Raw genomic sequence first — 21337 nt, 5'->3', positions numbered from 1 at the left:
GAGTGGAGCTAACAGCAGATGAAATCGATGCTTTGAAAGAGCTGATCAATATTGGCGTGGGAAGTGCCGCTGGAATGTTGAACGAAATGATTCAATTTCCCATCCGGTTGCAGATTCCAGATATTGAGCTTTTATCCGCGAAGGAGCTCAGAAGCGAATTAAAAAAACGCTTCGGCATAGATCCTCTTTCCACTGTGCAACTCGGCTTCACCGGCTCATTTAGCGGCAGCGCCCAGCTACTTTTCCCTACCGACAGTGCGGTGAATTTAGTCTCTGTTCTCACTGGCGAACAAAAGGGAAGTCCTGACCTTGATGCTCTCAAAATTAGTACCCTCAGCGAGGTCGGAAATATGGTCATTAACGGTGTCATGGGCTCAATTGGCAATATTTTAGACCAGCCGTTAGACTATGCGGTTCCCTATTACGCAGAGGAGGAAATTGAGGAATTACTGTTAAAAGAACATTCTCTGGAGTGCGGGAGCGTGCTGTTGGCTCCGGCTCATTTTAGTATTGAAGAGCTGCAAATTCAAGGAGATATTTTGCTATTCTTTGATATGGGTTCCTTTCAGATGCTGCTGAAGGCGATCGCCGCAGTATCTTAAATACCGCAAATCTTCTTAATGAAAAGAGATTATTTGCATCCAAGACTGCAAGCAAAAACTTGCTGGCCCACAGCAAGTGCAGAAAACGTTCTACAGATTGTGACTGCCCAATTGACCTAATAATTCGTATAAAAATACCTAAGACATGAGTACACAAAATCAATCACCAGCCTCAAAATCTCCAGAAATTGATTCGTCGGCTAGCGGGGATTTAAGCGAGACTGTAGTTGCAGAAACCGACGCCAGCCAGGGGACAGCAGAGATGCTCGACAGCCAGTGCCGCCAGCAACTGATTCTCGCTCTAACAGCAGTCAGAGATGGCGACTTTAGCGTGCGTTTGCCCGCTGACAACGGCTTGGGAGAAATTGCCAAAGTGTTTAATGAAATGGTGAGTGTCAATGAAAAGTTTGCTGACGAAGTAGAGCGCGTCAGCCAAGCAGTTGCCGAGGAAGGCAAAGTCCCCAAGCTAACGGCAATTAAAGAATTTAAAGGTTCTTGGGTGAGCAGTATTGACGCGGTGAACGTGACGCTAAACAGCTTAGTTCTTCCGACGATAGACATGGCGCGAGTCCTGCACGCTGTGGCTAAAGGTGATTTGTCGGAGAAATTTAGCTTAGAAGTTCAAGGTAAACCGATCAAAGGATTGTTCCGCCGCATTGGGACGACTCTCAACAAAATGGTAGACCAATTAAATGGTTTTAGTTTAGAAGTAACTCGCGTCGCCCGGGAAGTGGGCAGCGAAGGCAAGTTGGGAACTCAAGCAGAGGTAGAAGGGCTTTCGGGTATTTGGAAAGAACTTACCGAAAGCGTTAACTTGATGGCGGCAAATCTCACAAATCAAGTGCGGAATATTACCAAGGTGGCAACGGCAATTAGTGTCGGGGATTTGAACGAAAAAATTACTGTTGAAGCTGAAGGGGAAATTTTGCAACTGAAAGATACTCTCAATCAAATGGTTGACTGTCTCAATGATTTTGCAAAAGAGGTGACGCGGGTAGCAAAAGAGGTGGGAACTGAGGGCAAACTTGGGGGTCAAGCACAAGTCCACGGAGTTGCTGGAGTCTGGAAGGATTTAACCACAAATGTTAATTTGATGGCGAGCAATCTTACCAGTCAGGTACGCAGTATTGCGGAAGTTACTACAGCAGTTGCTCAGGGAGATTTGTCTAAGAAAATTACTGTGGAAGCTGAAGGGGAAATTCGGGATCTGAAGAATACGATTAATGACATGACTGTTCAGCTCAATGAGTTTGCTTTAGAAGTGACGCGAGTTGCTAGAGAGGTTGGCGTTGAAGGTAGATTGGGAGGTCAAGCAACAGTTGAGGGTTTGTCGGGGACTTGGCTGAGTTTGGCTGGTAATGTGAATATTATGGCGGCTAATCTTACGGAACAAGTTCGGAGTATTGCGGAAGTTTCTACGGCGGTGGCTAAGGGAGATTTGTCTAAGAAAATTACTGTGGAAGTTCAAGGAGAAGTTCTGGAACTTAAGGATACGTTGAATACGATGGTTGACCAGCTTAATACTTTTGCCGATGAAGTAACTGGGCTGGCTAAACAGGTTGTTTCTGGACAATTGGGAGGGCAGGCGACTGTTCCTGATATTGGCGGGACTTGGAAAGATTTGACGGATAATGTTAATTTGATGGCGGCGAATTTGACGGCTCAGGTACAGCATATTTCCCAAGTGGCGATCGCAGTTAGCAGTGCTTCGGAGGAATTGATTGGGGAAAGCCAAAATATGGGCGCTGCGGCTGAGGAAACTTCGGCTCAAGCGGGGACGGTATCTGCGGCGGCGGATTTAGTTAATAGCAATACTCAATCGGTGGCTACGGGGATTGAGGAAATGAATGTGAGCATTAAAGAAATTGCTAAGAATGCTTCGGAGGCTGCGACGGTTGCGAATTCGGCGGTGAGGATGGCGGAAACTACGAATCAAACGATTACTAAACTCGGCGTTAGTAGTGCAGAAATTGGTAATGTTGTCAAGGTGATTACTTCGATCGCCCAACAGACTAATTTACTGGCTCTGAATGCTACGATTGAGGCGGCGCGGGCTGGGGAAGCGGGTAAGGGTTTCGCGGTGGTGGCGAATGAGGTGAAGGAGTTGGCGAAGCAAACGGCGGTGGCGACTGAGGATATCAGCAAGAAGGTGGAGGCTATTCAAGCTGATACTAAAAGCTCCGTGCAGGCGATCGGGCAAATTACTTCTATTATCAACCAAATCAGCGATTTCCAAACGACGATCGCCAGTGCCGTTGAGGAACAAACGGCTACAACTACCGAAATTTCGCGCAATATCAACCAAGTTGCGATCGGTTCTTCGGAAATTGCCCGCAACATTACCAGCGTCGCCGATGCAGCCGAAAGTACCGCCGCCAGTGCTAGCAATACTCAAAATTCTGCGATCGAACTATCAAAAACTGCCGCCCAATTGCAAGGACTTGTCAATCAATTTAAGTATTGACAGCGGACAGCGGACAGTTGACAGCGGACAGTTGACAGCGGACAGTTGACAGCGGACAGTTGACAGCGGACAGTTGTTATTATCGTTTAGCGTCTTTGTAGCCTGTCAGTTTTGCTTTTGTATGAGTGCGAGCATCCCCACTCGCACTCCCAAAATACAAAGGATAAACCTCTACATTTTTCTTGACTTCTGTGGCAGTACAAATGTCTATTAAAGATATTTGTGAGTCTGTTGTATTCGAGACAGAAGAGACGGAATAATATCAAAATTAGCGGTAAAACTAAGGTGTGCATTCATTGTACGCTCTACATCATTAGGCTATGCGTCAAAAATTGGTTAAAATTAATTACCAATTACCAATTACCAATTACCAATCATATAAAATGAAAACATACTCAAAACCAATTTCACTAATTCTGATTGGTGGCTTTTCAAATTCAGAAAATCAGACATTGCGCGAAACTTTAAAAGCAGACGAATATGTATTTGCCGTAGCTACAGATTTATACAATTGTTTAGTTCTCGCTGAGTGCCACCATCCCAAAGTTGTCATCTTAGATTTTGCAGCGATAGAACACAATTATTTACCGATAATCCAATTTTTGCACTTGTTACAAATACCCACCATTATACTCAGCGACGACTTAGCAAGAAACATGATTCAGTATTTGTCGCTTGCAGGAATATTCGCAACTCTCAAAAAAACAAACAATCAATTAGAATTGCGGCAAACCGTGGCAATTGCTGCTTACCCAAACGGTGGCGGTGCAATTGATGGCGACAGTCAACTGCGGGATTTCAACTTAGGCAAGCTCGAAACAGGAAAACACACCAAATTACAGGATGTTGTCAACAAAGCAATCGGCACGGCAGTTTCTCAGATGAGCGAAATGATCGCCTGTGAGGTAAAATTTGAAATGCCTTCTGCTCAAGCACTATCGCCGCTATTTTTGCAAAAAAATCTGATTCACACTTTGGGAAAAAACTTAGTATCTGTGGCGCAGATTGATTTTAACGGGGATTTATCAGGTTCGGCTAAGATGTTGTTTTCCTGTGATGCTGCCGATGCTCTTGTTTTAGCTCTCAACGGCGGTGGCGATGTCGCCAGCGAGGAATTTAAGCAAGAAAAAGCCGATATAATGGGGGAAATTGGCAATTTAGCTATTAGCGGTATCGTTGGCACATTTAGCAATACATTAAAGTACGATCTCGGTTATGTAGTTCCCCACTATATAGAAGGTTCGGCGGAGCAAATTTTTAGTGCTATGAGTTTTAATATGCGGTCAACCATTATACTGTTTATGTCTCGTTTTAAAATCATCGATCTTGCGGTAAAAGGCGAGTTGATTCTGTTTTTTCAAGCTCGTTTGCTCCTAGATTTGTTATTTCGAGTCAAATAAAATAAGATGCCCCTAATTAAAATTTTAATTGTTGATGCTTCTGTGGTGGTGCGCCGATTATTAAATAACGTACTAGACGGCGATCCTGCACTCGAAGTTGTGGGGACTGCACCCAACGGTAAAATCGCTTTAGCCAAGATTTCTCAGATGAATCCTGATTTGATTGTGCTGGATGTGGAGATGCCGGAAATGGAGGGTTGGGAGACGCTGGCAGCTATCCAAAAACAGCACAAGGATATTCCGATAATTATCTTTACGGCGCTGACAGAGTTGGTGGCTGTTACGACTCTGAATGCTATGGCGCTCGGTGCTACGAATTATGTGGCTAAGCCTCAGAATATGAAGGGCAATGAAGAGGCGCTAGAGTACGTCCATAATCAATTAATCCCTAAAATTAAGGCTTTTTTTAAGGGGAAACAGAGCGAAAAGTTGGGTAATATCAAATTGGGTGAAACTAACAATATTTTTACCACGCAGTTGCCAAATATATCGCAGTCTATTTCGTCTAATTTAGCGGTAAATATTAAGTCTAAGGTTGAAATTGTGGCGATTGGGGCTTCGACGGGCGGGCCAAATGCTTTGGAAGCTGTTTTGCAGGATTTGCCGGCTAATTTTCCTGTACCAATTGTGATTGTGCAGCATATGCCTCCGGTTTTTACGAAGCGTTTGGCCGATCGACTAACCTCCAAGTGCCAAATTAGAGTGGAGGAGGCTGTGACGGGATGTATTGTCGAAGCTGGGCGGGCTTGGATAGCGCCCGGTGATTACCATATTGTGTTGGAAAAACAGGGTTTTGGGGTGCGAATTCGCACGCATCAAGAGGCGCGGGAAAATTCTTGTCGCCCTGCGGTGGATGTGCTGTTTCGATCGACTGCTAAGATTTATGGTGCTGGTGTTTTGGGTGTGGTGTTGACTGGAATGGGGCAAGACGGGCTGCTGGGCTGTCAGAATATTCGGGAGGCTGGCGGTAAGATTATTGCTCAAGATGAGGCTAGCAGCGTTGTCTGGGGGATGCCGGGAAGTGTGGTTAATTCTGGTTTTGCCGATCGAGTGGTATCCTTACAAGACATGGCACGCGAAATTATCGATCGAGTCAGTAGTCAGTAGTCAGTTGGCAGTAGTCAGTTGGCAGTTGGCAGTTGGCAGTTGACAGTTGGCAGTTGACAGTTGGCAGTTGACAGTTGGCAGTTGTACTTTGTTTTTCCCTTTTCCTTCTTGTTTTCCAATTACCAATTATATCGTGTCCGAGCGATTAAACGCAATAATATTAGTTCGTAGTGCGGACTTAAGTCCGCTCTCCGGAAGCGGACTTAAGTCCGCACTACGAACCGTTTTTGTCATGGTAATCGACTGGACATAATATTACCAATTACCAATTACCAGTGACCAATTACCAGTGACCAATTCCCCATTACCCATTACCCATTACCACCGATCAATGTCTCGACCAACATTATATATTGCCCTCACCAATCATGGATTCGGCCATGCCGTCCGAGTTTCCTCCGTCGCTGCAAAAATTCAAGAATTAAATCCAGATATTTTATTAATTATCACCACAACTGCACCTCGCTGGCTGCTGGAATGTTACATTACTGGCGATTTTATCCTCCGTCCCCGTGCTTTTGATGTCGGAGTTGTGCAAGCTGATAGTTTGCATATGGATAAAGAGGCGACTTTGGAAAAATTGCGGGAAATTAAGAAAAAGCAAAATTCTATTGTTGCGGGTGAAGTTAATTTTATTAAGCAAAATCGGGTGGGTTTGGTGTTGGCAGATATTCCTCCTTTGACAACACGAATGGCGGCAGCGGCTGGGGTTCCTTGCTGGATGATGAGCAATTTTGGGTGGGATTTTATCTATCGAGATTGGGGTGGCGAATTTACGGAAATGGCTGATTGGATTGGTGAATGCTTCGGAAAGTGCGATCGGCTTTTTCGTCTGCCTTTGCACGAACCGATGCCAGCTTTCCCCAATATTCAAGATGTGGGCTTAACTGGTGGCAATCCTCGTTATAGTAACGCAGAAATTCGGGAAGTATTCGGCATCAAATCACCGCCGGAAAAAACTGTGTTGCTGACTTTTGGCGGACTGGGTTTAGAGGCAATTCCTTATCAAAATTTACAGCTATTTAGCGATTGGCAATTTATCACTTTTGATGCGTTAGCTCCGGATTTCCCGAATTTGATTAAAGTCAAAAATTCAAAATTTGCAAATTCTTTCCCAATTTTACCGCGTCCGGTTGATATGATGCCTGTCTGCGGCCGTTTGGTTTCTAAACCGGGATACAGCACTTTTTCGGAAGCTTTGCGTTTGGAAATACCTGTGGTTTCTATCATGAGAGAAGGTTTTGCGGAAGCTGCGGTGTTGTTGGAATGGCTCCAAAAGTATGCACAACATCAAATTGTGACGGCGGCGGAGTTTTTTGAGGGGGATTGGGGGTTTTTGCGACAACCGCTGCATCCGCCGCTGTTGTCGGATAAGTTGGATAAGCACGGTACGGAGGCGATCGCCCAAGCTGTTGTAGACTATTTTAAAAATGGGGATTAGGATCAGGGCGATTGATGAGGATTTTTGCAAACAGTCTCATCCAAAATCGGAAATCGAAAAATGGAAAATCGAAAATCGAAAAATGGAAAATCCCAAATCTAAAATCTAAAATCTAAAATCTAAAATCGAATGACGGCGATTGAAATCGCGCCTACACAAACAATGTCGGCGGAGGCCGACTCAAGAGAAGCTGTAGGGTGTGTCGCCATTAAAAATCTCTGCCACAAAATCGACTTTTCGACTAGCGACGCACCAGCACTCCCCAGCTATTGTAAACACACCCAAAAATATATTGTAGTAATAATTCTTAGACATGGTATTACAAGTCTCATCGAATTTTTACAATATAAGACGGCGATTAGAAATCGCGCCTACACAAACGAAGTCGGCCTCCGCCGACTGAAGAGTTTACAATAGTCTCACGTACAATCCACAATCCCAAATCTAAAATCTAAAATCTAAAATCTAAAATCCAATGCTTCATCATCAACAAATACTCAGAATTCAAACGACAGGCAAGTCTCTGTGCAAAATCACTCCTAAGATAGAAGATGCGGTGGCGAAATCTGGTATTCAAACGGGACTTTGTAGCTTATTTTTGATGCACACTTCTGCTAGCTTGGTGATTCAAGAAAATGCTGACCCGGATGTACTTCAGGATTTGGCTAATTTTTTGGCTAAACTGGTACCGGAGGGCGCGAATTACATTCACGATGCGGAAGGCCCCGACGATATGCCGGCGCACATTCGCACTGCGCTGACTCATACTTCCGAACAAATCCCGATCGCCCGTGGTAGATTATTGTTAGGAACTTGGCAGGGAATTTACCTCTGGGAACACCGCCAGCGGGGCAGCCTTCGCGAGTTAGTTGTTCATGTCAGCGGCGTTTGATGGGAATCTGTACCTCGCTGATTTTAGCTGCTTCCGCTGTCATCGGGGAGTTGTAAAAAAAGCGCCGCGGTGGCCCGACTATTTCGTATTCGGGATGTTCTTGAAGCCAATCTTTGAGTTTCTGGAGGTTGTTTTCGTAGCTTTCCCAAGTGTAGGCGCCCCGCACGCCGATGCTGACAACTGTCATCGGCGAAGTATCGGTGACTTCGACAGCGGCGTTAACGCTGCTAGGGGCGATGTTTGGTGCGGGATACAAAAATGAAACTTCTGCAACAGGAACTGCATTGATTTGCTCGGAAGTTTCTGTATAGCGCGCTTCTACTGGTGTTGTCATCGCAATTTGGTTGTTGCTGATGTGTTGAAATAAGGGGTTAAATGCGATTCCTGTCGCTTGTCGCAAATCGCCCGCGTGGGTGTAGGTGACAGCACGGTATGGAGGATATTGCTTAACTTCTATAACCCCAATCTGTGCCGGTTCAGGGAATCCACTAGGTAATGCCATTTTAGATTTTAGATTTTAGATATTATATTTTACACTAAAGGATGAGGAAATAGTTACTCCCGAAGGGTTTGGAACTTACTTGCTGTTGCATTTTGTGTGGCAACTGTTATAAATAGGCTGAGATTGTTTCCAGACGATCGATCGACTGGCACAATCAGTTTAGTATTTTTTGAGGGTGCTGCTAACTGTCGATCGCCTAAAATTAGTTTAGAGATTTATTAACTAACCTCGTAATAATACGGACGACACTGAGCAAGCAGAGAAACATTAATCTAGTTGTCCTTGAAAAATTACCGTTTTTCAGGGGCGTCTGCTATTTTTGTCGGAAAATATTCCGCTGTTGTGCCGATCGATCTGTGGGTTCTGAGTTATTACCACGCTTATCGGCTTTGTGCAACACCGCTCAATTATACTGCTTTCAGGGCTTGACATATGAAAAAGATTCTAGTGATTGAGGACGACCAAGTAATTCGCGAGAATATTCTCAAACTCCTCAAAGCAGAAGGTTTCGACGTGACGGGTGCATCCAATGGAGCGGAGGGTTTAAATGCGGCTGTGTCAAATCTTCCTGACGTGATTCTGTGCGACGTGACGATGCCGCAACTTGACGGGTATGGGGTGCTGGCGGCCTTGCGATCGCATCCTGTTACTGCTACAGTACCCTTTATTTTTCTCACAGGTAAAGCCGATCGCTCCGAAGTGCGGCAAGGTATGGAATTGGGAGCAGATGATTACCTGACTAAACCTTTTACTAAAGCTGAGCTTGTGGGCGCGATATCAAGCCGCTTGAAAAAACAAGCAGCTTTGGCAAAACAGCAGTATAATTTGCGATCGCCAAGCAGCGAATCGCTCCCAGATGCCGACAAATTAGAGCAAATCAAAACAACTTTGTGTGCAGCCCTCGAAGGAGAAGAATTTCAAGTTTACTATCAACCGCAGGTCAATGTCCAGACTGGTAAAATCATGAGCGCAGAAGCTTTAGTGCGCTGGCTGCATCCTGAAAAAGGGCTGATTTCCCCCGCCGAATTTATTCCAGATGCCGAAGAAACTGGCTTTATTGTAGAGTTAGGCGAGTGGGTTTTGCAGACAGCTTGCAGGCAAATACAGGTTTGGCAAAATGCTGGTTTTTCCTTGCAGCAGGTAGCGGTGAATCTGTCGCCCCGCCAATTTCACCAGGCGAATCTGGGCAGCAGAGTTGCCGAGATTTTAGCAGAAATTGGTTTGTCACCGAGCAGTTTGGAATTAGAGCTGACTGAAAGTATGATGGTGGAGGATGCCGAAAGTGCGATCGCTACTTTGCAACAATTGAAAGATTTGGGAGTTTCTATCTCTATTGACGATTTCGGTACTGGCTATTCTTCCTTAAGCTATCTAACGCAATACCCTTTCGATGTTTTAAAAATAGACCGCTGTTTTATCAGTAATATCACCGATGGTTGCACAAATGCAGCGATTGTGAAAGCGATTATTGAAATGGCGCACAGTCTCTGTCTCGAAGTAATTGCCGAAGGAGTTGAAACCGAAGCAGAAAGAGATTTTCTCTGGCGCTACGAGTGCGATGCCATGCAAGGATATTTGTTCAGTCCTCCCGTGCCGGCAGCGGATTTTGAACAGTTGCTAGTAGAAGGGAAATAGCATCTTGGTAGAGTCATACAATTTTAGATTTTAGATTTTAGATTGACTTGACAGATTAATCTGGATCTTGACTAAAAGTAGAATTTTTCTTAAAATATTCACGACAGCCGGAGTTTTACAGACAGTGGTACTATCGGCTGCTGCGACTCTTTCAGTTTCGAGAAAAATCACTAAAACTTGCTGTAATCACCTCTATCTTAAGATAGATAATTTGCCATTATTGAACAAAAAATATTTTTTAAACAATCGAGAAGTTTTTAGGCCGCGACTTGAGATAACATAAATGAAAAGCTCAACATAAAACAATACGGTTTACTTAAGGATTTTTGACGATTTATTAAGTCAACCAGATTACGGTAGGGGTGCGTGCAGGCTAACAATCTATGAAATAATTGACTTTATTAAGGCAAAACCCGCCCAATAGAAGTAAACCGTATTGCAACCTAAAATCCCTGACTTTAGGTACAGATTGCACACCAACTTCCCATAAAATGAATGAACAAAAAAACAAAAAAGTACGACTATATTAGCAATTATCGGGCGGGAGTTAGAGATGCTTTTGATTTAATACCCACAAGTCGGAGAAGCAAAAAGAATTCAATTCATTAGACCTCTTGTAAAAATCAAAAATTATCTTGAAACAATCTGCGTTGCATCTGTGTTGCATCTGCTTTTTATCTGCGGTTACTGTATGAATCAAAAACTTATGGAATAGGTCTATTATTGCTTCAGGTTTGCAGCCCAAATTAAAAGTTTTATTTATGCTGTTAGGATTTAAATTTGGTAAAGCAGATACAGAAAAAACTAAGCGACACAATCCCTCCCGGGTGCGCGATCATTTAGCAAACGAACGCACTTATTTAGCGTGGATGCGAACAGCGATCGCCCTGATGGGTTTTGGCGTCGTCATCGTCCGCCTGCGCGCCTTCCACCCGCCTCTGCTACCGACTCCCGGTAACGGCTGGAAGTTGGGGTTGCTGTTTTCTGTGGTGGGTTTGCTGACGGTGTTAATTTCCACTAAGCACTACTTTGCTGTGCGTCAGGATATCGATTACGATACTTATGAGCCTACGGATAGGTGGGTACTGCTGTTTAGTTTGGCGATCGTACTTTTGGGCGCTGGAGTAATTTATTTTATCTTCTCAGTTCCGGGTACCGCAACTACTTTCATAAGTCCAGAATAATCCCAGTTTTTCCTAAATATATCCAAAAGTGCGATCGCCCGGTGAATTTCCGTCAAGCCGATGAAAGTAGATGAGGAGAAACTGAAGCAGCAAAATCTATCAAGGGCGATCGATCGCTCTGCAAACGAACGCACCTTTCTGTCGTGGATGCGTAGCGCGATCGCCTTAATGGGTTTTGGCGTCCTCATCGTGCGATTTCGCGCCGTCCAAATCCCCATACAGCACCGTCACGGTACGGGCTGGAAGTTGGGTTTAGTCTTCTCTCTAGTGGGTTTAGCAACCGTGTTAATCTCAACTAGACAATACTTTATCGTGCGCCGCCAAATTGACGAGAATACCTACGAACCTTCAGATTGGTTGATAATCCTCTTCAGTGCGGCTGTTGGTTTGTTGGGGATGGGAGTAATTTTTTTTATTTTTGCAGCCGCCGTGAGTTCGCAGAGTTTTGTCATCCCCAATTGATTGCAAATCCATCTTAAAAAGGTTCGTAGTGAGGACTTTAGTCCTTCTTTTGGAGGACTAAAGTCCCCACTACAAACCCATCTGAAAAAGGTTCGTAGTGAGGACTTTAGTCCTTCTTTTGGAGGACTAAAGTCCCCACTACAAACCCATCTAAAAAAGGTTCGTAGTGAGGACTTTAGTCCTTGTGATTGCGGACTAAAGTCCTCACTACAAACCCATCTTAAAAAAGTTCGTAGTGAGGACTTTAGTCCTTCTTTTGGAGGACTAAAGTCCCCACTACAAACCCATCTAAAAAAGGTTCGTAGTGAGGACTTTAGTCCTTGTGATTGCGGACTAAAGTCCTCACTACAAACCCATCTTAAAAAAGTTCGTAGTGAGGACTTTAGTCCTTCTTTTGGAGGACTAAAGTCCCCACTACAAACCCATCTAAAAAAGGTTCGTAGTGAGGACTTTAGTCCTTGTGATTGCGGACTAAAGTCCTCACTACAAACCCATCTTAAAAAAGTTCGTAGTGAGGACTTTAGTCCTTCTTCTGGAGGACTAAAGTCCTCACTACAAACCCATCTAAAAAAGGTTCGTAGTGAGGACTTTAGTCCTTCTTTTGGAGGACTAAAGTCCCCACTACAAGCCAATTTTATTATATAAAAACTAACATAGGTAGTTCTAAACTAATGCTTCTAATTCCGTTGCTGTCGGTAATTCAAAATCTTTGAACAACACTGTGCTGAGGTAGCGCTCGCCAAAAGAAGGCTGCACAAAAACAATCAATTTACCAGCATTTTCAGGACGCTTGCCAACTTGAATCGCGCCGTACAACGCTGCACCTGCCGAAATTCCTGACAACAATCCTTCTTCTCGGGCGAGGCGGCGGCTGTAGGCGATCGCATCTTCATCGCTAACTGCAATCACCTCATCAATCAACTCAACTCGCAGCACTTCCGGGATGAATCCCGCACCGATTCCTTGGATTTTGTGAGCGCCAGACTTACCTCCAGAGAGCACGGGGCTGCCGGCTGGTTCCACCGCCACAGCCCTAAAACTCGGTTTCCGCTGTTTAATTACCTCACTAACCCCGGTAATTGTGCCGCCAGTGCCAACTCCAGCTACTAAAAAATCTACTTTACCCTCAGTATCCGCCCAAATTTCCTCGGCTGTGGTTTCCCGGTGAATTTTGGGATTTGCGGGGTTGCTAAACTGTTGTAGCATGAAAGCATTAGGGGTTTCTTCCACAATTTCTTCAGCACGGGCGATCGCGCTTAACATCCCTTCATGGCCCGCAGTCAATTCCAACCGAGCACCGTAAGCCTTCAACATCGATCGGCGTTCCAAGCTCATGGTATCCGGCATAGCTAAAATTAGACTGTAACCCTTCGCCGCGGCGATCGCAGCCAAAGCAATGCCAGTATTTCCCGAAGTCGGTTCAACTAAAATTGTTTTGCCAGGTTGAATTAACCCAGCATCTTCTGCCGCTTGAATCATACTCGCCGCAATCCGATCTTTCACCGAAGCAGCCGGATTCATCCCTTCCAACTTCGCGACAATTGTCGCCACCACGCCCTCAGCTTCAGGAATTTTCTTCAGATGAACTAAAGGAGTTTTGCCAATTATTTGCGTAACATCTTTAGCAACTTTCATGGTTAAATTTATCTCCGTTTAAATGTAGTACATGGGATTGGCTTGTTGGCGAGCATCCCGCTGTTGGCACAAATCCTGCAAAGTGTATTTACCCAAAACTGCCAAAGATGCCTGCCTGACTTCCTGCCAGATTTCTAGCACCGCAGTTTTTTCTATTGTTACAGATTCCGAGACTTTTGCCAGGGGGCGGCGGCCGTCGCCTTCGATCGCCAAAAACACCTCTAGCAAAGTAACCTGCCAAGGCTCTTTAGCGAGCAAATAACCGCCTTTAGCACCCCGCAGAGTCTGCACGATACCAGCACGCCTGAGCACGGCAAGAATTTGGTCTAAATAGCGTTCTGGTATCTGTTGAGATGCAGTAATTTCGTTCAGTGTTAGGGGCGAGTCCTGCGGGTGGTGGCTCGCCAGTTCCAACAGCGCTAACAGAGCATATTCTACTCTAGAAGATAGTTCCACGTTCCCCACTTGCTGCGATAGAGTTTAAATCCTAAAGTCTATTGCTAAATTAAATTGAATAAGCAGGGAAAGTCATCGCGTGTTTCGGCTTGACATAAACCTGCTGCTCTCGCTGTAGCTGTAGATTGTCAAAGCGATCGCGACTGACGTAAGCAGTCACAGTCTGACCCGATTCTAACAGTAACTCGGTTTGAATTTCCCTGCCTAAATGAATGATGCGGCTGACTTTTGCTGAGGCAAAACCAGACTCCGGCTTAGTTTTAATTTCCACGTCATGCGGGCGCAAAAACACTAATTCCGAATGAGCAGCGCCATTATTGTAAGCAGTTGTACCGTTGCTGGCGAACAAACCCGCAGCATTCGGCAGCACATTGACCGGCCCGATAAAACTCATCACAAAAGCAGATGCAGGTTTGTCATAAATTTCTGCGGGAGTGCCGACTTGTTCGACTTTACCTTGGTTCATCACCACAATTTCGTCGGCTACTTCCATCGCTTCTTCTTGATCGTGAGTCACAAAAACTGTAGTGATATTAACTTCTTTGTGAAGGTTGTGTAGCCACGATCGCAATTCTTTGCGAACTTTAGCATCTAATGCTCCAAAAGGTTCATCTAGCAGCAGCACTTTCGGCTGCACAGCTAGGGCTCTGGCCAAAGCAACCCGCTGCCGCTGGCCACCGGAAAGTTGCGAAGGATATCTGTCGCCCAAACCTTTCAACTGCACTAAATCTAACAGTTCATCAACCCGTTTGGTAATTGATTCTTTAGGAAGTTTGCGAATTTCCATCGCAAAAGCAATATTTTTCTTAATAGTCATGTGTTTGAACAAAGCGTAATGCTGAAACACAAAACCGATATGTCGTTCCTGCACCGACTGCTGGGTAGCATTCTCACCGATCAGGTAAATATGACCAGTGTCCGGCGGTTCGAGTCCTGCAATCATCCTCAGCAAAGTCGATTTCCCCGAACCGGAAGGCCCCAACAGTGCGACTAAAGAGCCGCGTTTAATTTCCAAACTCACGTTGTCAATGGCGTGAAAGGAGCCAAAGTGTTTTGATACGTTCTGAACTGTAATGCTCATGATTTTGTGTACCTATTTTAGGAGTTGAGGATGTTAACTCCGTATATTTGACTGGTTTACAGTAGTATAGCCTTAAAATAATATTTTGCAACGGCTGTAACTTTTTGTATCCTATTTTGAGACCCCGCTGATGGGGACTGGGCTGAAAAGTTGATGTTGGGGGGCCGTCAGAGTTAGCTCGCGAGCGTTTGCAGATGCGGGAGTATCGGTAATATTTGAGAAATTCCACTATTGTCAATAAGCGTTTGACGGGCGGGCAGGATGCCCACCCCACAAGCAATTTAATATTTTGTGGAACAGGCATCTTGCCTGTTCTTCAGAATGGTGCAATATCTCAGCAATATCGGACTCGGCAGTTGAAACCAAGACTATACAGACTTTCATCCGAGCTAACAGGGACTGAAAAATAAACTGGGTTTTTGGGCCAGATTATGTGTGGCCAGGGCAATATAGAAGATTTCAGGTACGAATTGCTCTATCTGAGGTGCGATCGCCCGCAATTGAGATGATAATAGTTAGTTCAGAAGGTTACACGCCTCAGCTTTGAAAAACTACCAAAATAGTAAATCCTAAGAAAAACACCGCTATGGGAAAACCAACAGGCTTTATCGAATTCCTCCGCGAATTGCCCTCCGAGCTCTCACCAGTCGAAAGAGTCCACAACTGGGACGAGTTTCATCTACCGATGGAGGAAGACAAACTCCGCAGCCAAGGCGCGCGCTGCATGGACTGCGGCATTCCATTTTGCCACACCGGCAGTATGATTAGTGGCATGGCAAGCGGCTGCCCGGTCAACAACCTCATCCCCGAATGGAACGACTTAGTATATCGGGGATTGTGGAAAGAAGCCCTAGACAGACTCCACAAAACCAACAACTTCCCCGAATTCACCGGCCGCGTCTGTCCCGCCCCCTGCGAAGGCGCTTGCGTGCTCGGCATCAACAACCCGCCTGTCACGATTAAAAACATCGAAGCTTCGATTATCGATAAAGGCTGGGATGAAGGCTGGATTACCGCCGAACCGCCCGCCAAACGCACTGGTAAAAAAATCGCCGTTATCGGTTCCGGGCCCGCCGGTTTGTCCGCTGCGGCGCAATTGAACAAAGCCGGTCATTTGGTAACTGTATACGAAAGAGCCGATCGACCGGGAGGCCTGTTAATGTACGGCATCCCCAACATGAAGCTAGACAAGGAACAAGTCGTGATGCGCCGCCTCAAAGTCCTCGAAGACGAAGGCGTGACATTTGTCTGCAACACCGAAGTCGGAAAAGACTTACCAGCAGAACAATTACTCAAAGAATACGACTCCGTTGTCCTCTGTACCGGCGCGACAAAACCCCGCGACTTGGGAATTGAAGGGCGGGAATTAACAGGCGTGCACTTCGCGATGGACTTTTTGGCAGCCAACACCAAAGCAGTCTTAGACAAGAGCACCAACGGCAACTTTATTTCAGCCGCAGGCAAAGATGTGGTGATTATCGGCGGTGGCGACACGGGCACCGACTGCGTGGGCACCTCCATCCGCCACGGCTGCAACAGCCTGGTACAGCTAGAAATCCTGCCCAAACCGCCCTCAGAACGGGCCACCAACAATCCCTGGCCCGAATGGCCAAAAGTCTACCGCTTGGATTACGGCCAAGAAGAAGCAGCAGCCAAATTTGGCGATGATCCGCGCGGCTATCTCACCACCGCGACCAAGTTCGAGGGCGACGAAAACGGCAACGTCAAAGCCGTGCACACTGTTGAGGTGGAGTGGGCGAAAAACGAGAAAGGGCAGTTCATTCCCAAGCAAATCGCGGGAACGGAGAAAGTCTTGCCGGCGCAGGTTGTGCTGCTAGCGATGGGCTTCCTGGGCCCGGAACAGCCACTGCTGGATGCGCTGGGATTGGAACGCGACGCGCGCAGTAATGTGAAAGCCGAGCACGAAAAGTATACAACGAGTATTCCGGGAGTTTTCGCGGCGGGTGATTGTCGCCGGGGTCAAAGTTTGGTGGTTTGGGCGATTAATGAAGGGCGCGGCGTGGCCCGGGAATGCGACCTTTATTTGATGGGTGAAACGGATTTACCTTAATTCGTAGGGTTTACCCATAGGTTCGTAGTGAGGACTTCAGTCCTTTCTTTTCTTGCGGACTAAAGTCCTCACTACGAACCTCTTTTGGTTCGTAGTGAGGACTTCAGTCCTTTCTTTTCTTGCGGACTAAAGTCCTCACTACGAACCTCTTTTGGTTTGTAGTGAGGACTTCAGTCCTTTCTTTTCTTGCGGACTAAAGTCCTCACTACGAACCTCTTTTGGTTTGTAGTGAGGACTTCAGTCCTTTCTTTTCTTGCGGACTAAAGTCCTCACTACGAACCTCTTTTGGTTTGTAGTGAGGACTTCAGTCCTTTCTTTTCTTGCGGACTAAAGTCCTCACTACGAACCTATTGTGATAAAATACAAGTAAATAAACAACATAACTTTGATATATTGTTCAGATTGCCTGCAATACATCTACTAAATTAAAAATTTATGACTGCTCTTCCTATCAACCGCGCAACTACCCTCAAAGCTGCTTATCAAGTTTGCAATCCTCTCGAATCATTAGGAGGTGCAGATATCGATCGCTATTATGTTGATTTATCAGACGTTCGCAAAACTGAAGCGATCGCAGGTGTCAGTAATATTTTAGACTGTCAAGAACCAGAACAGTTTACCACAATCCTATTTACCGGACATCGTGGCTGTGGCAAAAGTACCGAATTGAAGCGAATTCAAAAAGAGTGGGAAAAAGATTATCGCGTCATTTATCTGGAAGTCAACAAAGAGACAGATATTAGTGATGTAGGTTATACAGATTTTTATTTGATCACCATTAAGCAAGTTGAGTTTGAAATGCGTCGGCTGGGACTGAAATTAGATTCTCGGCTGATGGATAATTTTGAGGCTTGGTTTAAGGATGTCACCGAAGAAACAGAACGAACAGTTGAAAGTTCCATCAGCATCGAAGGAGAAGCAACTTTGGGGCCGGAAGCTCCATTTTTAGCAAAGTTGTTGGTAAAGTTACTGGCACAAATCAAAGGTTCTGATAGGCAGAAGAAAACAATTCGCCAAATCTTAGAAAAAGACATTTCTCGATTGAAAGCCGATATCAACTTGCTGTTAAATGATGCTGTCAAAAAACTGAGAAAAAAGTTTCCCAACTATAAAGGTTTTCTGATTATATTTGACAATTTAGACCGAGTTCCTCCAGGGGTAGCAAATCATTTATTTTTCGATTATGCGGCTCAACTTCAAGAACTCAACTGTACGATGATTTACACAGTTCCGCTGGGAGCACTATACTCGTCTCAAAATGCCGTCAAGAATTTTGACTGTCCTCACATTGTCCCGATGGTCAATATTTATGAATTTAATCGAGATAGCTGTGACTTAAACTACAACGAAGCTAGCTTAAATGCTATGGCTAGTTTAATCGAACGCCGAGTTGAAGTTGACACAATCTTTGAGTCTCGCGAACAATTGCTAGAATTAGCAAAAGCTAGTGGTGGCCATGTTCGCCAACTCATCCAGCTCATGCGGACTTCTTCCATAACAGCTAGAGGTCGCGGTCATGCTAAAATAATGGCTGAAGATGTTACTTATGCAATCAAACAAGAACAATTTAATTTTGAGCGATTTATTCCGCAAAGTCACTACCCAGTTTTAGCTCAAGTTTGTTTGACGAAAAATGTTAATAAAGATGAAATTAGTGAATTGATGTTATTCAATCTTTCGGTTTTGGAATACAACGGCAAAAATCGATGGAACTATCCGAATCCGGTGGTGAAGCAAAATGAAGAATTCAAAAAAGCTCTCCGAGATGCCAGAGAATCAAATGTCAACCCAGAATAATCGTGATTTACAAATTGGACGATTTCTATCGGGAAATCAGCAGGTATTTACTCAACTGTTGACGTTCGTTGATTTTTCCACCAAGTTTACAATTGGGTTTGTAGAAGTTAATTTTAATGCGGAAGCTGATTTGTTAATTGAGGGATTGAACAATCATCCGATTTCTGAAGAAACTCAATTTGAAGTTCTGACTTTTGCTGAGGATTTGCGTTTTCTCCGAGATGAAATTGTCAAGATTTTACCTACTATTAAGCAAGAGCCAAATAAAAAGTTAGTTTTAATTGTGCGGGGATTGGAAAAGTCGATCGGCAAATTTGACGAATATCCACCAGTGTTACAAGACCTTAATTGGGTGCGAGATGCTTATAAAACCAGCGTTCCCTATCCGATGCTGTTTGTTTTACCGGACTATGGGATTACTCGTTTGGCGAAGTTTGCAGCGGATTTTTGGGCGTGGAAGTCGGGCGTATTTTTATTTAAAACTACTCAAGCTACTAGAGATGATGCCGTTGCTAGGACTCTTGATTCGCAAAGGAGTTTTAGGACATTAGAAACGCCTGAAAAGCAAGAACGCATAGAACTTTTAGAGTCTTTGTTGATGGACTACAGTCCGAGTCATTCTGGAAGTGAAAGAAATCCTAGTGCTTGCAGCAATATTTTACATCAATTAGGAGTTGCTTATCTCAGTCAAGAGAAGCCTGTTAAAGCGAGGGAGTATTTAGACAAAGCTTTGGAGTTGACAAAGGAAAGTGAAAATTTATCGCTGCAAGCTGAAGTTTATAATGAATTGGGTAAAGCTTACAAGCAACAGAAACAATTTCCGGCGGCAATGAATGCTTATCAAGCATCGCTGTCAATTTCCCGCGAACTGGAAAATCGTCGCGGTGAAGCTAATGCTTTGTATTATTTGGGGAATGTCTGTCAGGATTTGCGAGATTGGGAAAAGGCAACTGTTTTTTATCAGCAATGTTTACAAATTGAAGAGTCAATTGGAGATGTATACTCTCAAGCAAGCACCTACGAACAGTTAGGATGGGTGGCAAAAGAAATGTGGAAGTTGACTGAAGCTGAGCTTTATTATCGCAAAGCTTTGGAGATTTTTAGCGAATATGGCGATCGCCCTGGTATGGCGAGTAGTTGGGGACTATTGGGAAATATCGAGCGAAATCGCGGGAATTGGGATGAAGCTGAGAGATTGTACCGGCAATCTTTGGAATTAAGGACAGAATTGGGCGATCGTGAAGGTATGGCAACTTCGATCGGTTGTCTTGGAGAAATTGAGATGCTTAAGGGTAATTTGGATGCAGCAGAACCGCTTTTACAAGAAGCTTTAGCGAAAATGCAAGAACTAGGAGAACGTGCAAAACTTGCCGAGGCTAACTACGATTTAGCACTACTTTACCGCAAACGCAACAACCCAGAACTCGCCCAACAACATTACAACACAGCCCATCAAATATTTGAACAATTGGGAGCCGCCAAAGACTTAGAAAGAATCGATCGCGAGTGGTAATCCGATTAATTTTACTCAAGAAATGCCGCGGGCGATAGTTGAAAAAACTCAGAATACCGGGCGGTTGAAACCGCGTCTACACAGACAAAACCCGCGACTCGACTTCGCTCGCCGAACACCTCCGCGGGTTGAAGATGCGATCGTTAAAATTACGTTTTTTCTTGAGTCCGCGGAGGCGGACATTGTTTGTGTAGACGCGGTTTCAACCGCCGTCTTATCTAATTTCGTAACTGCGGCGAAGGATTTTCGTAAAAAACCCGGTTTCTGGCCACCCATGTGTAAGTCCTATTTCAGCAAACTTGAGAAAATCCCTAAAATTTTCCCCGCATCTTTAATGTAATACTCCACAACATCAACATCTAAAGCATTACCTTTTAACTGTAAAAATCTCCAAACAGTACCAGATGTCACAACACCATAAATTACTGCAACTTCATTGCCTTCTTTTTGATTAAACAACTGCGCCGCATACATTTGGGCCGCACACTGTCCCAAACCGCCGATTAAATCTTCTTTCTTCGCCTCCACAATCGCAATTACAGGGGACATAATCACAATTTGCGACTCGGAAAGACTAATTAAAAAATCACAAGCGCCATTCAGTCCTTTTTCTATGTCTACGTTAAACTCTTTACCAGAAAACAAACTGATTTTATCGTCTAGCATTCTCCTCAATTCTAGTAAGATTGGGGTGATAATCATTTCTGATCGCGCTTTTTCTGTATTGATTTCGCTGGCAATTCGCAGGTTGTACTTGAGGGTGAAATCTAGATATTCACTGTATTCTGCTTCGGGGATATGACCAAATAAATCATTTTTGTCTTTCAGGGTTAAGCTTAGTTGTTTGATGGCGTCAGTCAGGGAAAAGTTACTGTAAGCCATATAGGATTTTGATTGTTAAGTTGATGATAATATTATAGCTTGTAGGTTGTAGATTGTAAGATGCGTCAGTTTGGAGATTTGCGATTATTGATACAATTGTCGAAGCTGACACACCCTACGATTACACAGCTATGTCATTGCGAGCTCTTAGCGAAGCAATCGCCTAGACTGGGATTGCTTCGTGCCTCGCAATGACACTTAGAGACCTTTATT

18 protein-coding genes are annotated in these 21337 nt (G+C 44.7%); 13 read left to right on the top strand and 5 right to left on the bottom strand.

Annotated features, from left to right (window positions below; all coding sequences use genetic code 11):
- Window positions 1–2: 2 nt before the first annotated feature.
- From QZW47_RS13165 to QZW47_RS13140, 6 genes are all read left to right on the top strand, one after another.
- Window positions 3–602, top strand: coding sequence for a chemotaxis protein CheC (locus tag QZW47_RS13165; protein ID WP_293127872.1), 600 nt, complete (start codon window positions 3–5; stop codon window positions 600–602).
- A 145-nt stretch (window positions 603–747) separates the two neighbouring features.
- Window positions 748–3066, top strand: coding sequence for a methyl-accepting chemotaxis protein (locus QZW47_RS13160; protein WP_293127871.1), 2319 nt, complete (start codon window positions 748–750; stop codon window positions 3064–3066).
- Between the two features lie 383 nt (window positions 3067–3449).
- A complete protein-coding gene (locus QZW47_RS13155) occupies window positions 3450–4466 on the top strand; it encodes a hypothetical protein (RefSeq protein ID WP_293127870.1) in 1017 nt (338 codons plus the stop codon).
- Between the two features lie 6 nt (window positions 4467–4472).
- Window positions 4473–5573 carry a chemotaxis response regulator protein-glutamate methylesterase gene (locus tag QZW47_RS13150; protein WP_293127869.1) on the top strand — a complete coding sequence of 367 codons (1101 nt, stop codon included), beginning with the start codon at window positions 4473–4475 and terminating at the stop codon, window positions 5571–5573.
- Window positions 5574–5904: 331 nt separating this feature from the next.
- Complete coding sequence (locus QZW47_RS13145) at window positions 5905–7014, top strand: glycosyl transferase (RefSeq protein ID WP_293127868.1); 1110 nt, start codon at window positions 5905–5907, stop codon at window positions 7012–7014.
- 475 nt (window positions 7015–7489) lie between these two features.
- The gene (locus QZW47_RS13140; RefSeq protein WP_293127867.1) at window positions 7490–7906 is read left to right on the top strand and encodes a secondary thiamine-phosphate synthase enzyme YjbQ; all 417 of its coding nucleotides are present in this window, start codon (window positions 7490–7492) and stop codon (window positions 7904–7906) included.
- On the opposite strand, the gene QZW47_RS13135 is transcribed toward QZW47_RS13140, so the two are convergent.
- Window positions 7893–8408: a heme-binding protein gene (locus QZW47_RS13135; protein WP_293127866.1), complete on the bottom strand. Its 516-nt coding sequence runs from the start codon at window positions 8406–8408 to the stop codon at window positions 7893–7895. The two genes, QZW47_RS13140 and QZW47_RS13135, sit on opposite strands and share 14 nt — an antisense overlap.
- Before the next feature lie 96 nt (window positions 8409–8504).
- Between QZW47_RS13135 and QZW47_RS13130 the strand changes: the two genes are divergently transcribed.
- From QZW47_RS13130 to QZW47_RS13115, 4 genes are all read left to right on the top strand, one after another.
- Window positions 8505–8630: a hypothetical protein gene (locus QZW47_RS13130; RefSeq protein ID WP_293127865.1), complete on the top strand. Its 126-nt coding sequence runs from the start codon at window positions 8505–8507 to the stop codon at window positions 8628–8630.
- 210 nt (window positions 8631–8840) lie between these two features.
- Window positions 8841–10043 (top strand): EAL domain-containing response regulator, encoded by a 1203-nt coding sequence (locus QZW47_RS13125; RefSeq protein ID WP_293127864.1) that lies wholly within the window; start codon window positions 8841–8843, stop codon window positions 10041–10043.
- 761 nt (window positions 10044–10804) lie between these two features.
- The gene (locus QZW47_RS13120) at window positions 10805–11227 is read left to right on the top strand and encodes a DUF202 domain-containing protein (RefSeq protein WP_293127863.1); all 423 of its coding nucleotides are present in this window, start codon (window positions 10805–10807) and stop codon (window positions 11225–11227) included.
- Window positions 11228–11287: 60 nt separating this feature from the next.
- Window positions 11288–11689 carry a DUF202 domain-containing protein gene (locus QZW47_RS13115; RefSeq protein ID WP_293127862.1) on the top strand — a complete coding sequence of 134 codons (402 nt, stop codon included), beginning with the start codon at window positions 11288–11290 and terminating at the stop codon, window positions 11687–11689.
- A gap of 663 nt (window positions 11690–12352) precedes the next feature.
- Here the strand turns inward: QZW47_RS13115 and cysK are convergent.
- Genes cysK through QZW47_RS13100 form a run of 3 tightly spaced genes read right to left on the bottom strand, consistent with a single transcriptional unit; the run spans window position 12353 to window position 14861 of the window.
- Window positions 12353–13324 carry a cysteine synthase A gene (cysK, locus tag QZW47_RS13110; RefSeq protein ID WP_293127861.1) on the bottom strand — a complete coding sequence of 324 codons (972 nt, stop codon included), beginning with the start codon at window positions 13322–13324 and terminating at the stop codon, window positions 12353–12355.
- Between the two features lie 18 nt (window positions 13325–13342).
- Window positions 13343–13780, bottom strand: coding sequence for an Rrf2 family transcriptional regulator (locus QZW47_RS13105; protein WP_293127860.1), 438 nt, complete (start codon window positions 13778–13780; stop codon window positions 13343–13345).
- Between the two features lie 49 nt (window positions 13781–13829).
- Window positions 13830–14861: a sulfate/molybdate ABC transporter ATP-binding protein gene (locus QZW47_RS13100; RefSeq protein ID WP_293127859.1), complete on the bottom strand. Its 1032-nt coding sequence runs from the start codon at window positions 14859–14861 to the stop codon at window positions 13830–13832.
- A 586-nt stretch (window positions 14862–15447) separates the two neighbouring features.
- Here QZW47_RS13100 and gltD point away from each other — a divergent pair.
- The 3 genes from gltD to QZW47_RS13085 all read left to right on the top strand — a co-directional run bounded on the left by gltD (window position 15448) and on the right by QZW47_RS13085 (window position 20242).
- Window positions 15448–16932, top strand: a complete 1485-nt coding sequence (gltD, locus tag QZW47_RS13095) for a glutamate synthase small subunit (RefSeq protein ID WP_293127858.1) — start codon at window positions 15448–15450, stop codon at window positions 16930–16932.
- Between the two features lie 435 nt (window positions 16933–17367).
- Window positions 17368–18729 carry a P-loop NTPase fold protein gene (locus tag QZW47_RS13090; RefSeq protein ID WP_293127857.1) on the top strand — a complete coding sequence of 454 codons (1362 nt, stop codon included), beginning with the start codon at window positions 17368–17370 and terminating at the stop codon, window positions 18727–18729.
- Window positions 18713–20242 carry a tetratricopeptide repeat protein gene (locus QZW47_RS13085; RefSeq protein WP_293127856.1) on the top strand — a complete coding sequence of 510 codons (1530 nt, stop codon included), beginning with the start codon at window positions 18713–18715 and terminating at the stop codon, window positions 20240–20242. Before QZW47_RS13090 ends, QZW47_RS13085 begins: the two co-directional genes overlap by 17 nt.
- Window positions 20243–20527: 285 nt before the next feature.
- Here QZW47_RS13085 and QZW47_RS13080 read toward each other — a convergent pair whose 3' ends face one another.
- Window positions 20528–21124 (bottom strand): hypothetical protein, encoded by a 597-nt coding sequence (locus tag QZW47_RS13080; RefSeq protein ID WP_293127855.1) that lies wholly within the window; start codon window positions 21122–21124, stop codon window positions 20528–20530.
- Between the last annotated feature and the right edge of the window lie 213 nt (window positions 21125–21337).

Source organism: Microcoleus sp. bin38.metabat.b11b12b14.051, assembly GCF_013299165.1.
In the GTDB taxonomy this organism is placed as follows: Bacteria; Cyanobacteriota; Cyanobacteriia; order Cyanobacteriales; family Microcoleaceae; genus Microcoleus.
This window is presented reverse-complemented; position numbering and strand designations above follow the sequence as displayed.

Excerpts from the sequence above, each read along its gene's own strand:
- QZW47_RS13160 (WP_293127871.1), top strand. The coding sequence starts at position 748 with ATGAGTACACAAAATCAATCACCAGCCTCAAAATCTCCAGAAATTGAT.
- QZW47_RS13155 (WP_293127870.1), top strand. The coding sequence starts at position 3,450 with ATGAAAACATACTCAAAACCAATTTCACTAATTCTGATTGGTGGCTTT.
- QZW47_RS13150 (WP_293127869.1), top strand. The coding sequence starts at position 4,473 with ATGCCCCTAATTAAAATTTTAATTGTTGATGCTTCTGTGGTGGTGCGC.
- QZW47_RS13145 (WP_293127868.1), top strand. The coding sequence starts at position 5,905 with ATGTCTCGACCAACATTATATATTGCCCTCACCAATCATGGATTCGGC.
- QZW47_RS13140 (WP_293127867.1), top strand. The coding sequence starts at position 7,490 with ATGCTTCATCATCAACAAATACTCAGAATTCAAACGACAGGCAAGTCT.
- QZW47_RS13135 (WP_293127866.1), bottom strand. The coding sequence starts at position 8,408 with ATGGCATTACCTAGTGGATTCCCTGAACCGGCACAGATTGGGGTTATA.
- QZW47_RS13125 (WP_293127864.1), top strand. The coding sequence starts at position 8,841 with ATGAAAAAGATTCTAGTGATTGAGGACGACCAAGTAATTCGCGAGAAT.
- QZW47_RS13120 (WP_293127863.1), top strand. The coding sequence starts at position 10,805 with ATGCTGTTAGGATTTAAATTTGGTAAAGCAGATACAGAAAAAACTAAG.
- QZW47_RS13115 (WP_293127862.1), top strand. The coding sequence starts at position 11,288 with ATGAAAGTAGATGAGGAGAAACTGAAGCAGCAAAATCTATCAAGGGCG.
- cysK (WP_293127861.1), bottom strand. The coding sequence starts at position 13,324 with ATGAAAGTTGCTAAAGATGTTACGCAAATAATTGGCAAAACTCCTTTA.
- QZW47_RS13100 (WP_293127859.1), bottom strand. The coding sequence starts at position 14,861 with ATGAGCATTACAGTTCAGAACGTATCAAAACACTTTGGCTCCTTTCAC.
- gltD (WP_293127858.1), top strand. The coding sequence starts at position 15,448 with ATGGGAAAACCAACAGGCTTTATCGAATTCCTCCGCGAATTGCCCTCC.
- QZW47_RS13090 (WP_293127857.1), top strand. The coding sequence starts at position 17,368 with ATGACTGCTCTTCCTATCAACCGCGCAACTACCCTCAAAGCTGCTTAT.
- QZW47_RS13085 (WP_293127856.1), top strand. The coding sequence starts at position 18,713 with ATGTCAACCCAGAATAATCGTGATTTACAAATTGGACGATTTCTATCG.
- QZW47_RS13080 (WP_293127855.1), bottom strand. The coding sequence starts at position 21,124 with ATGGCTTACAGTAACTTTTCCCTGACTGACGCCATCAAACAACTAAGC.